Origin of the sequence: Stutzerimonas kunmingensis, from assembly GCF_032106285.1 — a bacterium.
Classification (GTDB): Bacteria; Pseudomonadota; Gammaproteobacteria; order Pseudomonadales; family Pseudomonadaceae; genus Stutzerimonas; species Stutzerimonas kunmingensis_B.
Genome location: NZ_DAMCPO010000004.1, coordinates 204,413 through 218,836, shown reverse-complemented (window position 1 = coordinate 218,836; position 14,424 = coordinate 204,413). Strand labels below are relative to the sequence as shown.

At 61.8% G+C, this 14,424-nt stretch carries 20 protein-coding genes and 1 pseudogene; 9 read left to right on the top strand and 12 right to left on the bottom strand.

The window, feature by feature from the left end; genetic code table 11:
* Positions 1 to 170 (top strand): annotated as a pseudogene (locus RT582_RS05390) (sodium:proline symporter); the annotation flags it as partial.
* Between the two features lie 125 nt (positions 171 to 295).
* On the opposite strand, the gene RT582_RS05385 reads toward RT582_RS05390, so the two are convergent.
* Positions 296 to 1,111: a DUF1206 domain-containing protein gene (locus RT582_RS05385; protein ID WP_313476871.1), complete on the bottom strand. Its 816-nt coding sequence runs from the start codon at positions 1,109 to 1,111 to the stop codon at positions 296 to 298.
* 237 nt (positions 1,112 to 1,348) lie between these two features.
* On the opposite strand from RT582_RS05385, the gene RT582_RS05380 reads away from it, so the two are divergent.
* From RT582_RS05380 to pcaD, 8 genes are all read left to right on the top strand, one after another.
* Positions 1,349 to 1,516 (top strand): hypothetical protein, encoded by a 168-nt coding sequence (locus tag RT582_RS05380; RefSeq protein ID WP_312168650.1) that lies wholly within the window; start codon positions 1,349 to 1,351, stop codon positions 1,514 to 1,516.
* Positions 1,516 to 1,665 (top strand): hypothetical protein, encoded by a 150-nt coding sequence (locus tag RT582_RS05375; RefSeq protein ID WP_167362145.1) that lies wholly within the window; start codon positions 1,516 to 1,518, stop codon positions 1,663 to 1,665. The genes RT582_RS05380 and RT582_RS05375 overlap by 1 nt, the downstream gene beginning before the upstream one ends.
* Before the next feature lie 68 nt (positions 1,666 to 1,733).
* A complete protein-coding gene (locus RT582_RS05370; RefSeq protein ID WP_313476868.1) occupies positions 1,734 to 2,099 on the top strand; it encodes a hypothetical protein in 366 nt (121 codons plus the stop codon).
* Positions 2,100 to 2,306: 207 nt separating this feature from the next.
* A complete protein-coding gene (locus RT582_RS05365; RefSeq protein ID WP_014819543.1) occupies positions 2,307 to 3,149 on the top strand; it encodes an IclR family transcriptional regulator domain-containing protein in 843 nt (280 codons plus the stop codon).
* Between the two features lie 202 nt (positions 3,150 to 3,351).
* A complete protein-coding gene (locus tag RT582_RS05360; protein WP_313476866.1) occupies positions 3,352 to 4,206 on the top strand; it encodes a CoA transferase subunit A in 855 nt (284 codons plus the stop codon).
* Entirely contained in the window at positions 4,206 to 4,988 is a 783-nt protein-coding gene (locus RT582_RS05355) for a CoA-transferase subunit beta (RefSeq protein WP_278401558.1), read from the top strand. The genes RT582_RS05360 and RT582_RS05355 overlap by 1 nt, the downstream gene beginning before the upstream one ends.
* Positions 4,985 to 6,190: a 3-oxoadipyl-CoA thiolase gene (gene pcaF / locus RT582_RS05350; protein WP_313476863.1), complete on the top strand. Its 1,206-nt coding sequence runs from the start codon at positions 4,985 to 4,987 to the stop codon at positions 6,188 to 6,190. Before RT582_RS05355 ends, pcaF begins: the two co-directional genes overlap by 4 nt.
* A 234-nt stretch (positions 6,191 to 6,424) precedes the next feature.
* Complete coding sequence (gene pcaD / locus RT582_RS05345) at positions 6,425 to 7,213, top strand: 3-oxoadipate enol-lactonase (protein ID WP_313476860.1); 789 nt, start codon at positions 6,425 to 6,427, stop codon at positions 7,211 to 7,213.
* Positions 7,214 to 7,563: 350 nt separating this feature from the next.
* Here the strand turns inward: pcaD and RT582_RS05340 are convergent, their stop codons facing one another.
* From RT582_RS05340 to RT582_RS05290, 11 genes are all read right to left on the bottom strand, one after another.
* Positions 7,564 to 8,928, bottom strand: coding sequence for a phage terminase large subunit (locus tag RT582_RS05340; RefSeq protein ID WP_313476858.1), 1,365 nt, complete (start codon positions 8,926 to 8,928; stop codon positions 7,564 to 7,566).
* Positions 8,918 to 9,349 (bottom strand): hypothetical protein, encoded by a 432-nt coding sequence (locus tag RT582_RS05335; RefSeq protein ID WP_313476855.1) that lies wholly within the window; start codon positions 9,347 to 9,349, stop codon positions 8,918 to 8,920. The genes RT582_RS05340 and RT582_RS05335 overlap by 11 nt, the downstream gene beginning before the upstream one ends.
* 35 nt (positions 9,350 to 9,384) lie before the next feature.
* Positions 9,385 to 10,380 (bottom strand): major capsid protein, encoded by a 996-nt coding sequence (locus RT582_RS05330; protein ID WP_313476852.1) that lies wholly within the window; start codon positions 10,378 to 10,380, stop codon positions 9,385 to 9,387.
* Between the two features lie 145 nt (positions 10,381 to 10,525).
* Positions 10,526 to 11,068 (bottom strand): hypothetical protein, encoded by a 543-nt coding sequence (locus tag RT582_RS05325; RefSeq protein WP_313476850.1) that lies wholly within the window; start codon positions 11,066 to 11,068, stop codon positions 10,526 to 10,528.
* On the bottom strand, positions 11,065 to 11,346 hold the full coding sequence (locus RT582_RS05320) for a hypothetical protein (RefSeq protein WP_313476848.1): 282 nt from the start codon (positions 11,344 to 11,346) through the stop codon (positions 11,065 to 11,067). The genes RT582_RS05325 and RT582_RS05320 overlap by 4 nt, the downstream gene beginning before the upstream one ends.
* Positions 11,340 to 11,636 carry a hypothetical protein gene (locus RT582_RS05315; RefSeq protein WP_313476846.1) on the bottom strand — a complete coding sequence of 99 codons (297 nt, stop codon included), beginning with the start codon at positions 11,634 to 11,636 and terminating at the stop codon, positions 11,340 to 11,342. Before RT582_RS05315 ends, RT582_RS05320 begins: the two co-directional genes overlap by 7 nt.
* 11 nt (positions 11,637 to 11,647) lie before the next feature.
* Complete coding sequence (locus tag RT582_RS05310; RefSeq protein ID WP_313476843.1) at positions 11,648 to 13,192, bottom strand: YfjI family protein; 1,545 nt, start codon at positions 13,190 to 13,192, stop codon at positions 11,648 to 11,650.
* On the bottom strand, positions 13,189 to 13,602 hold the full coding sequence (locus RT582_RS05305) for a CHC2 zinc finger domain-containing protein (protein WP_313476840.1): 414 nt from the start codon (positions 13,600 to 13,602) through the stop codon (positions 13,189 to 13,191). Before RT582_RS05305 ends, RT582_RS05310 begins: the two co-directional genes overlap by 4 nt.
* Before the next feature lie 4 nt (positions 13,603 to 13,606).
* A complete protein-coding gene (locus RT582_RS05300; protein ID WP_017244183.1) occupies positions 13,607 to 13,924 on the bottom strand; it encodes a hypothetical protein in 318 nt (105 codons plus the stop codon).
* Positions 13,921 to 14,193 (bottom strand): hypothetical protein, encoded by a 273-nt coding sequence (locus RT582_RS05295; RefSeq protein WP_312724132.1) that lies wholly within the window; start codon positions 14,191 to 14,193, stop codon positions 13,921 to 13,923. The genes RT582_RS05300 and RT582_RS05295 overlap by 4 nt, the downstream gene beginning before the upstream one ends.
* Entirely contained in the window at positions 14,190 to 14,354 is a 165-nt protein-coding gene (locus RT582_RS05290; protein WP_313476834.1) for a hypothetical protein, read from the bottom strand. Before RT582_RS05290 ends, RT582_RS05295 begins: the two co-directional genes overlap by 4 nt.
* Positions 14,355 to 14,424: the final 70 nt, after the last annotated feature.

Sequence of the window (14,424 nt, the reverse complement as noted above, 5' to 3'; positions counted from 1 at the left end):
TCACCGTGGTGGTGTGGAAGGAGTTCATCGGTCTGGGCCTGTACGAAATCATCCCGGGCTTCATCTTCGCCAGCATCGCCATCTATGTCGTGAGCAAGATGGGCGCCGAACCCGCCCCGAGTATCGTCAAGCGCTTCGAAGAAGCCGACGCGGACTACCACGCCGGCTGATTTGTGCAGCGCAGGTCGAGCATGGCTGCTCGACCTGCGGTTGGAACCGGTGTCCCGGTTCTAACCGTTCCGCCCCATATCGATAGTTGCTGCTGCCCGGCCTCTCCGTCGAGGCTGTCCGGGCTTCAATTCGTCACTTCCGACAAATCGATCCGCCGCCAGCGTGCCTCGGCGAAGCTGTACACAGCGAAGGCCAGCAGGCCGACCCCGATTGCCAGCAGCAGCGCGCCACCCGCTGGCATGCCCTGAAGCGCTTCGAGCGCTTCCTTGAGGCCGGGTGGATCGGTGGGCTCGTAGCGGCTACCGCCCATGAACAGCAGCCCGGCGATGATCAGAAAGGAACAGCCACGTGCAGCCAGCCCAACACGCGAGATGGGGCGAACCAGCTGCATGGTGCGCTCATCGCACTGGAAGTAGCGCTCGAAACGCGCGCGCCATGCCTTGATCAGATGCGCAATGGCGACCCCAAGTGGAATCAGCGCGATCGCCCAGATCAGCCAGTGGGAGTGCTTCAGGCCAAGAAAACGCATCAGGCTGTCGGTGCTTTCGCCACCCGAACCACCTCCGCCCTCGGAGAAACGGTCCAGCCCGCTCACCAGCATGCTCAGCGTGAAAAGCGCGAGCAACAAATTGACCACGCCACTGCTCACCAGCCCCGCGCGAATCAGCAGGCCCTTGGCGTCATGGCCGTGCCGATCGGTATCACCGATGCCCTGCGTCAGCCGCCACGCCACGTGCGCGAGCAGGCCGATTACCACCAGCCAGAGCAGTATCGCCCCGAATGGCTGGCCGAGCAGTTGCTGAACTGCGCCGCGAGTGTCCACCGTTTCCCCAGAACCGAGCGCCGCCATGACGGTGAAAAAGCCGACGATGACGTTCACCATGCCCCGCGCCGCATAGCCGCTGCGTGCCAGCCAGACCACTCCACGTGTTACGTTCATATTCGCTTTCGCTCCGAAATCGAGATCATCCGAGTCAGTGTCGTCATAGTTGGGACGCGGTTGCAGCCCGTTCGGTTCGCTCGAACTCGTCGCGTACACCTGCCTTTGGGCGGCGAAAGAATTAATACCGACGAAGGAACGGGACGAAACGGCGAAGGTCTGATTCCTCGCCCAGTAGCGTTTGGGCGTCCTGGGGCGGGACGGCCTTGCGACTACGGAGAATCAAGGAGTATCTCGATGAATTACTGGAAGGTGGTATTGCTCGGCTTGGCCGGATGCAGCGTCAATGCCCCAGGTGTACATGCGCGGGTCGGCGATGCCGATGCGGTACGGCTGGACATCGGTGGTCACGGTCATGGTGGCGGGTTCTGTCCGCCGGGACATCGGATGAAAGGAAACTGCTGATGAGCGCTCGTCTTCTTGTAGTCGTACTGGCAGCCCTCCTGATGTCCGGATGCAGCCTGCGTCTACCGGGCATCGGCATCGATATCGGTGATGGCGGCGGCGGGCCTCCGCATTGCCCACCAGGTCAGGCCAAGAAGGGTAACTGCTGAGGCGCCAGGCGCCGGCTGGTCACGCTCAGGCAAGGCCGACTACGCCTTGCCTGTCTCTGGAGTCATCTATGTCACGTCTTCTCGTGTTGTTTCTCGGGCTGATCACACTGAGCGGCTGTACCGTGCATGAGTACGCCGGCCACGGTTATCACCGCCCCTATTACCACGGCGAATACCGCGAGTATCGCTACGACGGCTATCCAGCCCGCCATTACCGATACGACCGTTCCGATTACCCGCGCCACGCTCCGCCACCGGTGGTTCGGCACGAGCGCTACGAACAGCATCGGAGTCATCGTCACGACCAGCCTTCCCGGCGCTATAGTCAGGGCGGTGACCGTCACTACAAGAACGCTGTGCGCCACCCGGTTCAACACAGGAGCTACCGGCCGGCTAAGTCCCCGCAGCATCTCGATCGCCGCCGCCAGTGGTAGCGGGCCGGCGCTGCCGTTGAGAGTGAGCCGTGGCCTGACTCGGCTCTGACTTCCCCTTTACGCTGTGGCATTGCCGCTTAGGTAAACGCCCGCCAAATGCCCTTGCGGCGGGCTGGCATCTTCTCCGTCGCCGGCCAGGTGCAGCGCTGGCGATTATCGGCTGATGCACCGATAATCGCCCCGATGTCAGCGTCCGGGGTGTCCTGCATGACCGATGATTCACGAGTTCTCCAGCCACCGATGGCGCCGCCCATCGTCGCGTCCCCCGCCAAACGCATCGAGGCGCTAACCGGCGATCCCAACTTCATGACTTCGCTGGCGCGCGGGTTGGCTGTGATTCATGCGTTCCAGGAGCGCAAGCGCCACCTGACCATCGCGCAGATCAGCCATCGCACCGAAATACCTCGCGCCGCGGTGCGCCGTTGCCTGCATACCCTGATGAAACTCGGCTACGTCACCACCGACGGGCGCACCTATTCGCTGTTGCCCAAGGTGCTGACCCTCGGTCACGCCTATCTGTCGTCCACGCCGCTGGCAGTTACCGCGCAGCCGATTCTCGACCGCCTCAGCGAGCAGCTTCATGAGGCCTGTTCGATGGCGACGCTGGAGGGTGATGAGGTGCTCTACGTGGCGCGCTCGGCCACGCCACAGCGATTGATTTCGGTGGACCTGTCGGTGGGCAGTCGGCTGCCGGCGTATTGCACGTCGATGGGCCGCATCTTGCTGGCGGCGCTGGATGACGCGGCGCTCGACGACTACCTGGGGCGAGCCGACCTGCAAGTAAAGACCAGCCGCACCTTGCACAGCCCGGAGGCGCTGCGCGAAAACATCGCCGAGATTCGCCAGCAGGGTTGGGTCATCATTGATCAGGAACTGGAAATGGGCCTGCGTTCGTTGGCCGTTCCACTCAAGGATTCCGCCGGCCAGGTGCTGGCCGCGCTGAACGTCGGCACCCATGCCGGGCGCGTTTCGCGTCAGGAGCTGGAGACCCGATTCCTGCCCGTGCTGCTGGAGGCCAGCCGCGAATTGAGCACGCGGCTGTTCCATTGATCGAAGCTCTCGCGACCATCGGCGACTACGGTGCTCTAGGTGGATTCGCGCGCTGAGTCGGCGTTGTTCATCACAATGGAACGGTGCTTAAGTTGTTCGATAATCGAACGTTATGTCGATTATCGGATTGTTTGGCTGGGGATGGACCGTTAACGTTTTCACAACGCAATCGGCGTACAGAAAACAACACGAGATCCGACTCATGGCTGAATTCCTCTCGCTCCGCGAAGCGGTCGAGCGCTTCGTCCAGGATGGCGACACCGTCGCCCTGGAAGGCTTTACCCACCTGATTCCCACCGCAGCCGCCCATGAACTCGTGCGCCAGGGGCGCAAGGACCTGACCCTGGTGCGCATGACACCGGACCTGGTCTACGACCTGCTGATCGGTGCCGGTTGCGCGAAGAAGCTGATCTTCTCCTGGGGCGGCAATCCCGGCGTCGGCTCGCTGCATCGTCTTCGTGATGCGGTGGAGAAGGGCTGGCCGCAGCCGCTGGAGATCGAGGAGCGCAGCCACGCCGACCTCGCCAATGCCTATGTCGCCGGTGCCTCCGGCCTGCCGTTTGCGGTGCTGCGCGCGTATGCCGGCTCCGACCTGCCCAAAGTCAACACGCTTATCAAGTCGGTCACCTGCCCGTTCACCGGGGAAGTGCTGGCGGCCGTGCCCAGCGTGCGCCCGGACGTCACGGTGATCCACGCGCAGAAGGCCGATCGCAAGGGCAACGTGCTGATCCAGGGCATTCTTGGTGTGCAGAAGGAAGCCGCCCTGGCAGCCAAGCGCTGCATCGTCACCGTCGAAGAGATCGTCGATGACCTCCAGGCGCCGATGAACGCCTGCGTGCTGCCGACCTGGGCCCTGAGCGCGGTGTGCCTGGTGCCGGGTGGCGCGCACCCGTCCTACGCGCATGGCTACTACGAGCGAGACAACCGTTTCTACCAGGCCTGGGACCCGATCGCCCGTGACCGCGAGGCGTTCAGCGCCTGGATCGACACCTACATTCGCGGCACCGCCGACTTCGCCGCCTATCGCGCGAAGATCGCCCAGCAGGAGGCCAATTGATGAGTTCCTACAACACAAACGAAATGATGACCGTCGCCGCGGCCCGTCGGCTGGGCAATGGCAGTGTCTGCTTCGTCGGCATCGGCCTGCCGTCCAAGGCCGCCAACCTGGCCCGCCTGACCCACGCCCCGGAAGTGGTGCTGATCTACGAATCCGGCCCGATCGGCGCCAAGCCTTCGGTGCTGCCGTTGTCCATCGGTGACGGCGAGCTGGCCGAAACTGCCGACACGGTGGTGCCGACTGGCGAAATCTTCCGCTACTGGCTGCAGGGCGGGCGCATCGACGTCGGCTTTCTCGGCGCCGCGCAGGTGGACAAGTACGGCAACATCAACACCACGGTGATCGGTGACTACCACCAGCCCAAGGTGCGCCTGCCAGGTGCCGGCGGCGCGCCGGAGATCGCTGGCAGCGCCAAGCAAGTGCTCATCATCCTCAAACAGTCGCATCGCACCTTCGTCGACAAGTTGGCTTTCATCACCTCGGTCGGCTTCGGTGAGGGCGGCGATCACCGCAAGCAGTTGGGCCTGCCGGGTACCGGACCGGTGGCGATCATCACCGATCTGTGCATCATGGAACCGGAAGAGGGTACTAACGAATTCGTGGTCACCGCTCTGCATCCGGGGGTGGCTCGCGAGCAGGTGATCGAGAACACCGGTTGGCAGATCCGCTTCGCCGACAACGTGGTCGTCACCGAGGCGCCGCGTGCCGAGGAGCTGGAAGCGCTGCGCGCCCTGGAAGCGCGCACGGCTGCCGCCCATGGTCAGCAGGGAGGTGAGGAATGAGCCGCGAGGTATTCATCTGTGATGCCGTACGCACGCCGATTGGCCGCTTCGGCGGTGCACTGGCAGCCGTACGCGCTGACGACCTGGCTGCGATCCCGCTGCGGGCGCTGCTGGAACGCAACCCGCAGCTTGATCCTGCGGCGATCGAGGAAGTCTTCATGGGCAGCGCCAACCAGGCCGGGGAGGACAACCGCAATGTCGCGCGCATGGCCGCGCTGCTCGCCGGCCTGCCGGACACGGTGCCGGGCGTGACCCTCAACCGCTTGTGCGCTTCGGGCATGGATGCCGTGGGCACCGCGTTCCGTGCTATCGCCTGCGGTGAAATGGAGCTGGCGATTGCCGGCGGCGTCGAGTCCATGTCCCGCGCGCCCTACGTGATGGGCAAGGCCGACACGGCGTTCGGTCGCACCCAGAAGATCGAGGACACCACCATCGGCTGGCGCTTCATCAATCCGAAGATGAAGGAAATGTATGGCGTGGATGCCATGCCGCAGACTGCTGACAACGTCGCCGATGAGTGGCAGATAAGTCGTGCCGATCAGGACGCCTTCGCGCTGCGCAGCCAGCAGCGTGCTGCTGCGGCTCAGCAGGCCGGCTTCTTTGCCGAAGAAATGGTCCCGGTGGTGATCAGGGGCAAGAAGGGCGAAACGGTGGTCGATACTGACGAGCATCCGCGCGGCGATACCAGCGCCGAGGCGCTCGCCAAGCTCAAACCGGTCAATGGCCCGGACAAGACTGTCACCGCCGGCAACGCCTCAGGCGTCAACGATGGTGCCGCAGCGATGATCCTCGCCAGTGCTGAAGCGGTGCAGAAGTATGGCCTTAAACCCCGCGCCAAGGTGCTCGGCATGGCCAGCGCCGGCGTCGCTCCGCGCGTCATGGGGTATGGCCCGGTGCCAGCGGTGCGCAAGCTGTGTGAGCGCCTGAATATCGCGGTAAGCGACTTCGATGTGGTCGAGCTGAACGAAGCCTTCGCCGCGCAGGGCCTGGCCGTGACTCGCGATCTCGGCCTGCCAGATGACAGTCCGAAGGTGAACCCCAACGGCGGCGCCATCGCCCTGGGCCATCCGCTTGGCATGAGCGGCGCTCGCCTGGTGCTGACTGCAGTCCATCAGCTGGAGAAAACCGGTGGCCGTCTCGGTCTCGCGACCATGTGTATCGGTGTAGGGCAGGGGCTGGCGCTGGTAGTGGAGCGGGTCTGACCTGGATCGGGCGCAGACTGCCGGGGCAGCGATCTCGACCGCGACGCATTGCGAGCATGCAGCGGAAAGCGCTTGCGCGGTATCGATTTGGGCTAGACCTCTACGTCGTGCGTCGTGCGTCCTGCCAAGGCACGCGCAGAGCGTCGGCGAAGCCGCCCGTGATCGCCAGAATCTCCGAATCAGGCTGTGCTTGATCGAGCACACCGACCGAACATAACGCGAGTGAGTAGAACAATGCCGAGCGTAAAACTGGCTGATGCAAGTCTGAACTATCGATTCGACGGTGCGGATAACGCGCCGGTGCTGGTGCTTTCCAACTCTCTGGGTACCAGCCTGGGCATGTGGGACGAGCAGATTCCCGCATTTTCAGAGCATTTTCGAGTGCTGCGCTACGATACGCGCGGCCACGGCGAGTCGAGCGTCACCACAGGGCCCTACAGTATCGAGCAGCTGGGAAGGGATGTGCTGGCCCTGCTCGACACACTGGGCATCGAGCGCTTTTCCTTCTGCGGCCTTTCCATGGGCGGGCTGATCGGACAGTGGCTCGGAATCAATGCCGGCGACCGGCTGCAACGGCTGGTGCTGTGCAATACCGGTGCAAAGATTGGCACCGACGAAATATGGAACGCCCGCATCGATAGCGTCCTGGCCGGCCGCGAGCAAGCCATGCGCGACATGCGCGATGCATCCATTGCTCGCTGGTTCACAGAGGGCTTCGCCGAGGCGAACCCAGCGGCTGTGGCACGCATCACCGAGATGATCGCCAGCACCTCACCAGACGGCTACGCAGCCAACTGCGCGGCTGTGCGCGATGCCGACTATCGCGCACAGCTGGGCGCGATCAAGGCACCGACACTGGTCGTTTGCGGCTCCAAGGACCCAGTGACAACCGTCGAGCATGGCCAGTTCATCCAGTCCAATATCCCCGCCGCCGAACTGGTCGTATTCGAGGCTGCGCATCTATCGAACGTAGAAGCGGGCGACGCGTTCACACAGCGAGTGCTGGCGTTCCTGCGCGGCTGAGAGCAGTCAGTGGTTGGGCCGACGATGCATGAAACCTCTGGCGGAAGCCGAACCATCTGCAGGTTGCTCAGCCGCAAATGAAAAGGCCCCGCGTAAGCAGGGCCTTGAAGACTGGGGGCGAAGGGAACCTAACTGTTCAGCAAATACGCGGCTTACAGGCAAATCAAAAGTTCAGGTGTACATGTAGGTGTACAAGATGCCGGCTGCTGGGCTTGTTTTGATCATTTTTTAGCCAATCCTTTTTACCGTTCGAGTTGATCGAATATGCACGCTCTCAGCCCCTGAATTTTCCTAAATCGCGCCCATGGTCCACCTACAAAACCTACAGAACCGCCTTCCTTGGCAATCGGTCATCCGACCCATACCTTCATGTTGATAGCTTTCACGATATCCCGTCTCAGGCATCCATAGCGCACCGCATCAGCGCCATGATCCGGCCCAGTGCTATCCAGGTCTTCTACCCGTTTCTGATCGCGTGCCAGCGTCGGTAGCGTCTCCCACAGGTAGCTGCATCCACGGCTGATATACAGACCAGGCTTATCCAACTTCCCGGCATCAGCGAGTAACCGCCTCATGATGTTCCATCCGGTGATTCGATCCGCCTTTCTAGCCGGCCTGAATGAAACCCGGCACCGTTGGAACTCATCTGCGATAGAGCCGGCTGCATGGCCTCCCTTGGCGAATATGGCATCGTCTGCCACCCCATAAGGTCGGATGTCCCATCGCTTGCACATCTCGACGATTTCTTCGGCCAGTACAGGCACGGTCCAGCCCAGCCCCGCGTTGGGATTGTCGCGCTTTGCCGTCACCAGCTCGTCTACCAGGACAAGGCTCCCCCTCGGGTAGAACTTCCCATCCGGGCCTTCGCCGCCTGGCGACTGCGCGAAAATGTAGGTGGCACTCGGAGCGGATGAACCGAAGTCGTGCGCTAGCCAGGTCTCCCATGTGTCGGGAATGTGCTTCCACGGGTCAACCGCGTTCCGGCTCTCATCGAGCACAGACGCGAAGTAGGCACCACGGTTCACAGCCCAATCGCCTGTCATCCATGCGCGCAGCAACTCGGGGTCATCGGGGCAGGCCGATTCGAGCTGGTCGCGGTACTGGTCGGTATCAATGAATCGGTTGCTGTCGAAGGTGGACGGCGCGTAGACCCACTGGCGTTTGCTCTTGGCCTCTAGGAACGGCTTCCACGGCGCCGTGGTGAAGACATAACGCTTGGCTAGCCAATAGTGCCCAGGGCCACCGGGGTTCGCCGCTACGATCATTCTGATTGGCATATCCTTGGGGCCGCGCAGGTTCGAGCGCATCAGGTCGAGCAGATCGGGGTTAGGGTACTGGCCCGCCTCATCCACGATCAGCAGTGTGAACGATCGGCCTTGGTACTTCGTGTAGTCCGCGTGCGTTTCGAGCTGGCCTAACTCCAGATAACCGCCGTTCGGGAAGCGCCAGACGTGTTCGGCGGCGTTGTATCGTGCGGCTGATCCGTAGACCGTGCCGTATAGCTCTCGGCAGATCAGTTCGAAGTCCGCCAAACCCTTGTAGGTGCGGCGCAGGTAGAGAATGCGGGCCTTCTCTTGGTATTGCTCGACGTGGCGCAGGCAGAGCAGGGCCAGACCATACGACTTGCCGCCCCCACGACCACCTCCACAGAACACGTCCAGTTCCTCAGGTAGCAGCATGATTCGCTGCTGAAAGTCGTTGAGTTCAATCGTCATGGCTCAGACTCCCTTTTGACGGGCTAACGTCCCTGGCGAAGTCTTCCAGGCGCAGCGCCCCCGGAAGCTGGAAGTTGATAGAGACTTTGTTGGCGATCTCCGACTGATCCCCTTCTCGGTAGCCGTGACGCGCTTTCAGCAGAAAGATGGCGGCGGTTACGTTGCCGCCCTTGGTTGCGTTCTCATACAGCGCATTGAACAGAGCGTGATGCTCGCGTTCTCGGCCTTCGTCGAGCGCCCGTTGCAGCTCCGGGTGGATCTCCAGCCACTTGTTGAGCGTTTCCACGGTAGTGCCCAGCCTGTAGGCCAAGCCGCGTTTGTTGTAGCCACTGGCGGACAGTTCGAGCAGCGTCTCGGCTGCATGAGCTGGTGGCTTTTTGCGGGTGCCGGTGACGGCGTTTCGCGCTTTTTTCTCGGTCATAACGACAAAGGGGCCATTGCTGGCCCCTCCCTCTCTTACTTAGTGACCAGGAAGGCCAGCGGGACGGCTTTCCGCTCGACTACGCGGCTCCAGTGAGCTGCTGTAGCAAGCTCCGCAATAGTCGGAGATTCGCCAGCAATGGTGCCTTCTACCCAGGCAAAGCCGGCAGGGTGTACGGCCAGGTTCACGCGGGAATGCAGGATCTGTTGACCAGCACCACGGCCAGCGCTCGGCAGGTTCTCCAGCTCCGTGCCATCTGCGACGGTTGGGGCAGTGAGGCCAAAGCCGATAGCGCCTTGACCGAAAAGAACGCTGGTGTAGTTGAAGCCGGTATCGCCGTCCGAAACCTTCGGCATTCCGTCATCGACGATGACAGCAAGGCCACGATAGGTCGGCATTCGCATCGAGCCAGCGCTCGGTTGAACGAACTCGATAAGGTCGGCTTTGAGCGCCTGGCGGTAGAGGTCGGAGTGCATCGCGATGCCGGTAACGCCGTCCATTGCATCGCCAAGCGTGCCGGCAGCGTCGATGACTGCCTCGGGGCTGAATGCATTGGCGGTAGCGGCAGTGATATCGAGCACCATATCGGAGCTGTCGTTGGCCACGTTGTCGGCCAGTACCCCGTTAAGCGATGCGACAAGGCGGCGCTGTAGTTGGCGATCCCAGTAGGCAACGGCACGGTCTTGGATGCGCGCCATTGCATCAGATCCGGCCAGCTCACTTGCCAGGTTCATTGCCGACCAGGACTGGTGCAGAAACGCCTTGCGGACGAGCTGCTTGCTTGCCTGAATCAGGTTCGGGGTGGAGAAAACGGTGGGATCGTCGGAGCTAATGTTGGCCTCCTCATCTCCCAAATCACGCCAAAACGGCACGCTGAACGAATCCGCGCCGGCATTGAGCTGGGTCGTAATGACGGCATTTCGCGTCATGACGCCAGATTGCACCAGGGCGGTTTTCTCCATGCTGTTTTGCACGAGATAGTCGGTAAAGGCTTCGGGAACGATTACGTCGGTTAGGCGGGTAACGGCCATGAGATATTGCCTCGAATCAGAATGTTTTGATTCGCAGGGTCACAGACTCAAGCGGAGGGGTTGGCCACGGGCCGGGGTGTAACGAGAGGGTGCCCACAGGGCGAAGGGGGCGACCCCCACAGGAGGCCGCTGTAACATTATAGCATTAGCGAAGGCCAAAGCCAGCTTTGGCAGGCTGCGGTTCCCCGGTTGGGGCGGCTGTAGTGGTATGGCCTCGGTAAGCCTGTGCAGAAGCACCGCCACCCGTAGCGCGAGTGCCGATTAGGATTCGGTCCCACTTTCCCGCCTCAGCTAGCACTTTGCGGAGGTCGTCACGGTTAAACCCAATCGGGCGCTGCTTGCCTCGGATATGGCCTTGCTCGGGCGGATCTTCGACAGTGACGCGCTCGCCTTCTTTGTTCAGCACGACGATATCGCCGGCCTCATCCAGTTCGAAGCTGAACTCTTCTTCAAGCTCTGCGCGAGCCAGTCGCGGTGAGACGACGAACAGGTCAGCCAGCATAGCGTCGAGCGGCTTATCTAGACGCAGACTGCGAACCTCTGCGCGTAGCGTTTCGAGTTCTCCGCTGCTGTCGTTGCTCTTGGCCTTTGATCGCTTAAGTTCGTCCAGCAGCTCGGCATTCTTCTGGCGCAGGCGATCAAGCTCAGCGGTAAGTTCTTCGTGGTTGGGTTGGGTATTGTCGTTCATTGATGCTCTCCGTGGATCTTCATGGTTTGTACAACGATGCTCAGATAGGCGAGCGTCTGGCCGGCTGGGCCTATCGCACCCTTGCTGCGAAGCTGGCCGGTGACGGTTAGCCGCGCGTGTTTCGGTAATTTGCTTATCAGTTCCGCATGGGTGTCATTCAGCACCAGGGCGCGCACAGATCGGCGGGCCTCGTCGCTGTAGATCGTGCAGTAGCGGTGCCCCTCGGGCGTGGTTGAGAGAAAGGAAGTCAGGCCACCAGTGATGGTTGCTGTCAGCATTGGCGCCACCTCGGGTTTGTCATGATGAGCGCCGCTACCTGGCGCGGGTCGGCATGTGCCTGTTCTTCCAGGTCGTAGCGATCCACAAACCCAGCTGTAATCAGGTGCATGGTTCCGACTTCAAGCAGTGACGCGACGGCAGCGAGCCAACCGAGCTGCTGCGGTGTTATCGGATCATTGGCAGGCTGTTTTTTCGGAAAATGCCCGGACGGGGCACCTACAGAACCTACAAAACGGGGTTTCGTTGGTTTTGTAGGTAGGGCATCTGCGTGTTTTTCAATTTTCTGCATCCACCGGCCCATCACGCAGCCCTCCGCCAGACGTACCGCTTGGATGGGCGTCCACCCTTTTCACTAGCGACTTCGTAGCCGATGACAATGTGGTGCTCGGCCAAGGTGGCGAGTGCGTCATTTACCGCTTCCAGCGAATCGAGACCGGCCCAGCCCTTTAGCCGAACTTCCCTCGGGGTAAACGGTTCTGGCAGTTTGTCTTTACGCTCCAGAATCAAGCGGGCGCCCATCAGCGGCGCATTGATCGCGGCACCGTACAGGCGCGCAGCGTGCGACTTGAGGTAATCGGCCCAGTCCAGGGCGCGAGCCGTGGCCTGCATACAAACCGCCTCGGTCCCGCCGTCGATCAGGCCGAACAGCAAGGCCAGTCCGGCGATGGTCTGCGGCATCTTCATAAAGTGCGATTGCAGCGCCGGGTGGATATCGCCTTGCCTGATTTCGAGCATGTGCTCGGTGTACCAAGCGTTGAATAGCTCTTGCGCCTCAGGTACGAAGTGCAGCGCCTTGCGGGGTTCATCCGGCATCTGGTCCAGACGCTCGATAACCGCGTCTACCCGATCCTTGGCAGATTTGTTCGGCCAGCGATCCACGAGCGACCACTCCCGATCATCATCCGGCCATACAGCGAGTTGCAGGCGTTGCACCAGGCCATCGTCGAGTTCACCAGTGACCGCCCCGCGCACCAGTGGCGCGATACGCGAGGGCTGAATGCCACCGATCAGCGAGAGGCAGCAGGATTCGATAAACACGGTTCCGCGCCCGATCCGGTCATAAACGAAAGATCCGTTGCCGTCGAAGCATTCCAGGTAGAAGGCGCGACCAACTGCGCCATCCTCCGTCTGCATCGTTGCAAGCCATCCGCCCAGCTCGTCGCGTACTAGCAGCAGGCCGTTGGGGTTTTCGTTCAGCAGCTCGCCCAGCTTTTCCACCGTGGCATCGTTGACGATGTAGCGGCGGGCGACTGGTGCTGGAAGATCGTTTGCGAACTCGGTCAGGGCGGCTAGCGCGGCGTCCTTCTTGCCATCGGTCATCAGCTTCTTGGCTTTTTCCTTGGCGGACTTGCGCTCCAGGTCCAGGATTTCGCCAGCGGCCTTATGCTCGGTCATCGCGTCCCGGTGCTTTTCCCGCTCTTTTGCCTCCAACGCGGCCAGCGGGCGTAGCGCCTGCTTCATGGCGGGTGACTTCATCGCGGACGGTCTGCCGATGATGCAACCCCATTGATTCGGCACAACCTCCCAGTCGTCGTGCTGCTTTGGGTGGATGCTGAACTTGCGACCAACCACAGCGCTGATTCCGACGATGAGCGCGACGGCTACGAAGTCTGGCGGGCACTGGGTACGGTCTGCCACGTCTCGGACGAAGTAGCGAAGCTCTTTCGGCAGCAGCTCATCCTCCCAAGGCAGCGCTGGGGTAAGTCCTACCGGCAGCGCTTGCGGCTGAATCGCCGGGTTGATGAATGACGCGAGCGCATGTTCTGGCATCTCGGCTGCAAAGCCTGGCAGCTGATCCAGCAAACTCCACTCGGTTGCGAAGCGATCTTTAGCGACGGCAGTCATTGATTCACCCCCAGTCGTTTCTTGGCCAGATCGAAACGGGCTTGGTCTTCGGCGTCTAAGCGGCAGCCCTGCATCTGCATCGAGAGGCCGATCTGATAAATGGTGCGCTCGTGCTGTACTGCGGCTTTGCTTGGTCCACGACGCGGTTGATGCACGCCGGGGAACAGGTCGCGTAATTCCAAGCCGATAGCCGCGGCGATATCGGTAGCCGTGCAACCAGCGAAGCAATGCAGCAGCACCTTGCCGTCGCTGGCCTCGCGAATGCTCAGGCTGGGGGCTTTGTCGTCGTGCGCCGGGCAGCACGCTTTCCACTTGCCGGCACCATCCGATTTCACCTTGTCGAGCCGGGCCAGGACTTTTTCCAGGCAAGCCGATCCCATCGGCGCGCAGGCGCCGTTTTGAATGTTCATCGTGTTAGCCCTCTGCGGTCGGGTGGGGTGCGTTGGCCTTGCGGCGCTCCAGTTCGTACTCGGCGCCGTTCGCCACGTCCACGAGCCTGCCGGATAGCGTGCCCAGCGAGTTGATAAGCCAGCCGATATTGCGGGCGGTATCGTTGGAAAGCTCGCCAGCGTCGGCAGTAAAGGCCAGTAGCTCGCCAATTGCGGCGATGCCGTGCGATACCGTCATGCCCTCGCATTCGGCGGTGCGCTCGATGGCTTCGACTTGCTCTGTCGAGTAATCGCGCAGGTCCATCGGATCGGGCAGCAGGTGACTCCAGCAAACGGCGCTCATTGGGCACCCCCTACGGCGTCGGCCTTCTCTTGCAGCTCACTGGCGCGGCAATCCATGTAGTTAGCCAGATCGTCGGCCAGGTACTGCCCCAAGCTAGCCAAATCCTGCACACGGCTTGCGCGGGCTGTCAGTAGCGCGGGGCTTGGCTCAAGCTCCCGGTGAATCGCAGTCATCAGCGCGGCGAGCCATCGGGCGTGCTCTTTCCCATATCGGACCTGCTCGATTGCGTCGTCGGCGATTCGGCCCATAGCAGCGATGCGAGTACTCATTGCACACCCCCTACGGTTTCCAGCGAACGGGCGCGGGCCATCGCTTCGTTGTAGCGGCGCAGGCGGACAGATAGGGATGAGTCGGAACGCAGAGCGGCGAAGGCGCGGGCCTTCCAGGCGGCGGCGTGGGTGGACGGATTGCGGGTAAGGGTAGTGCGCATGGGTGTAGCTCCTAACGTTGAGGAGCTGCCACGGATCGTCGCCAAACGATTATGGGTGGCAGCTGTACGC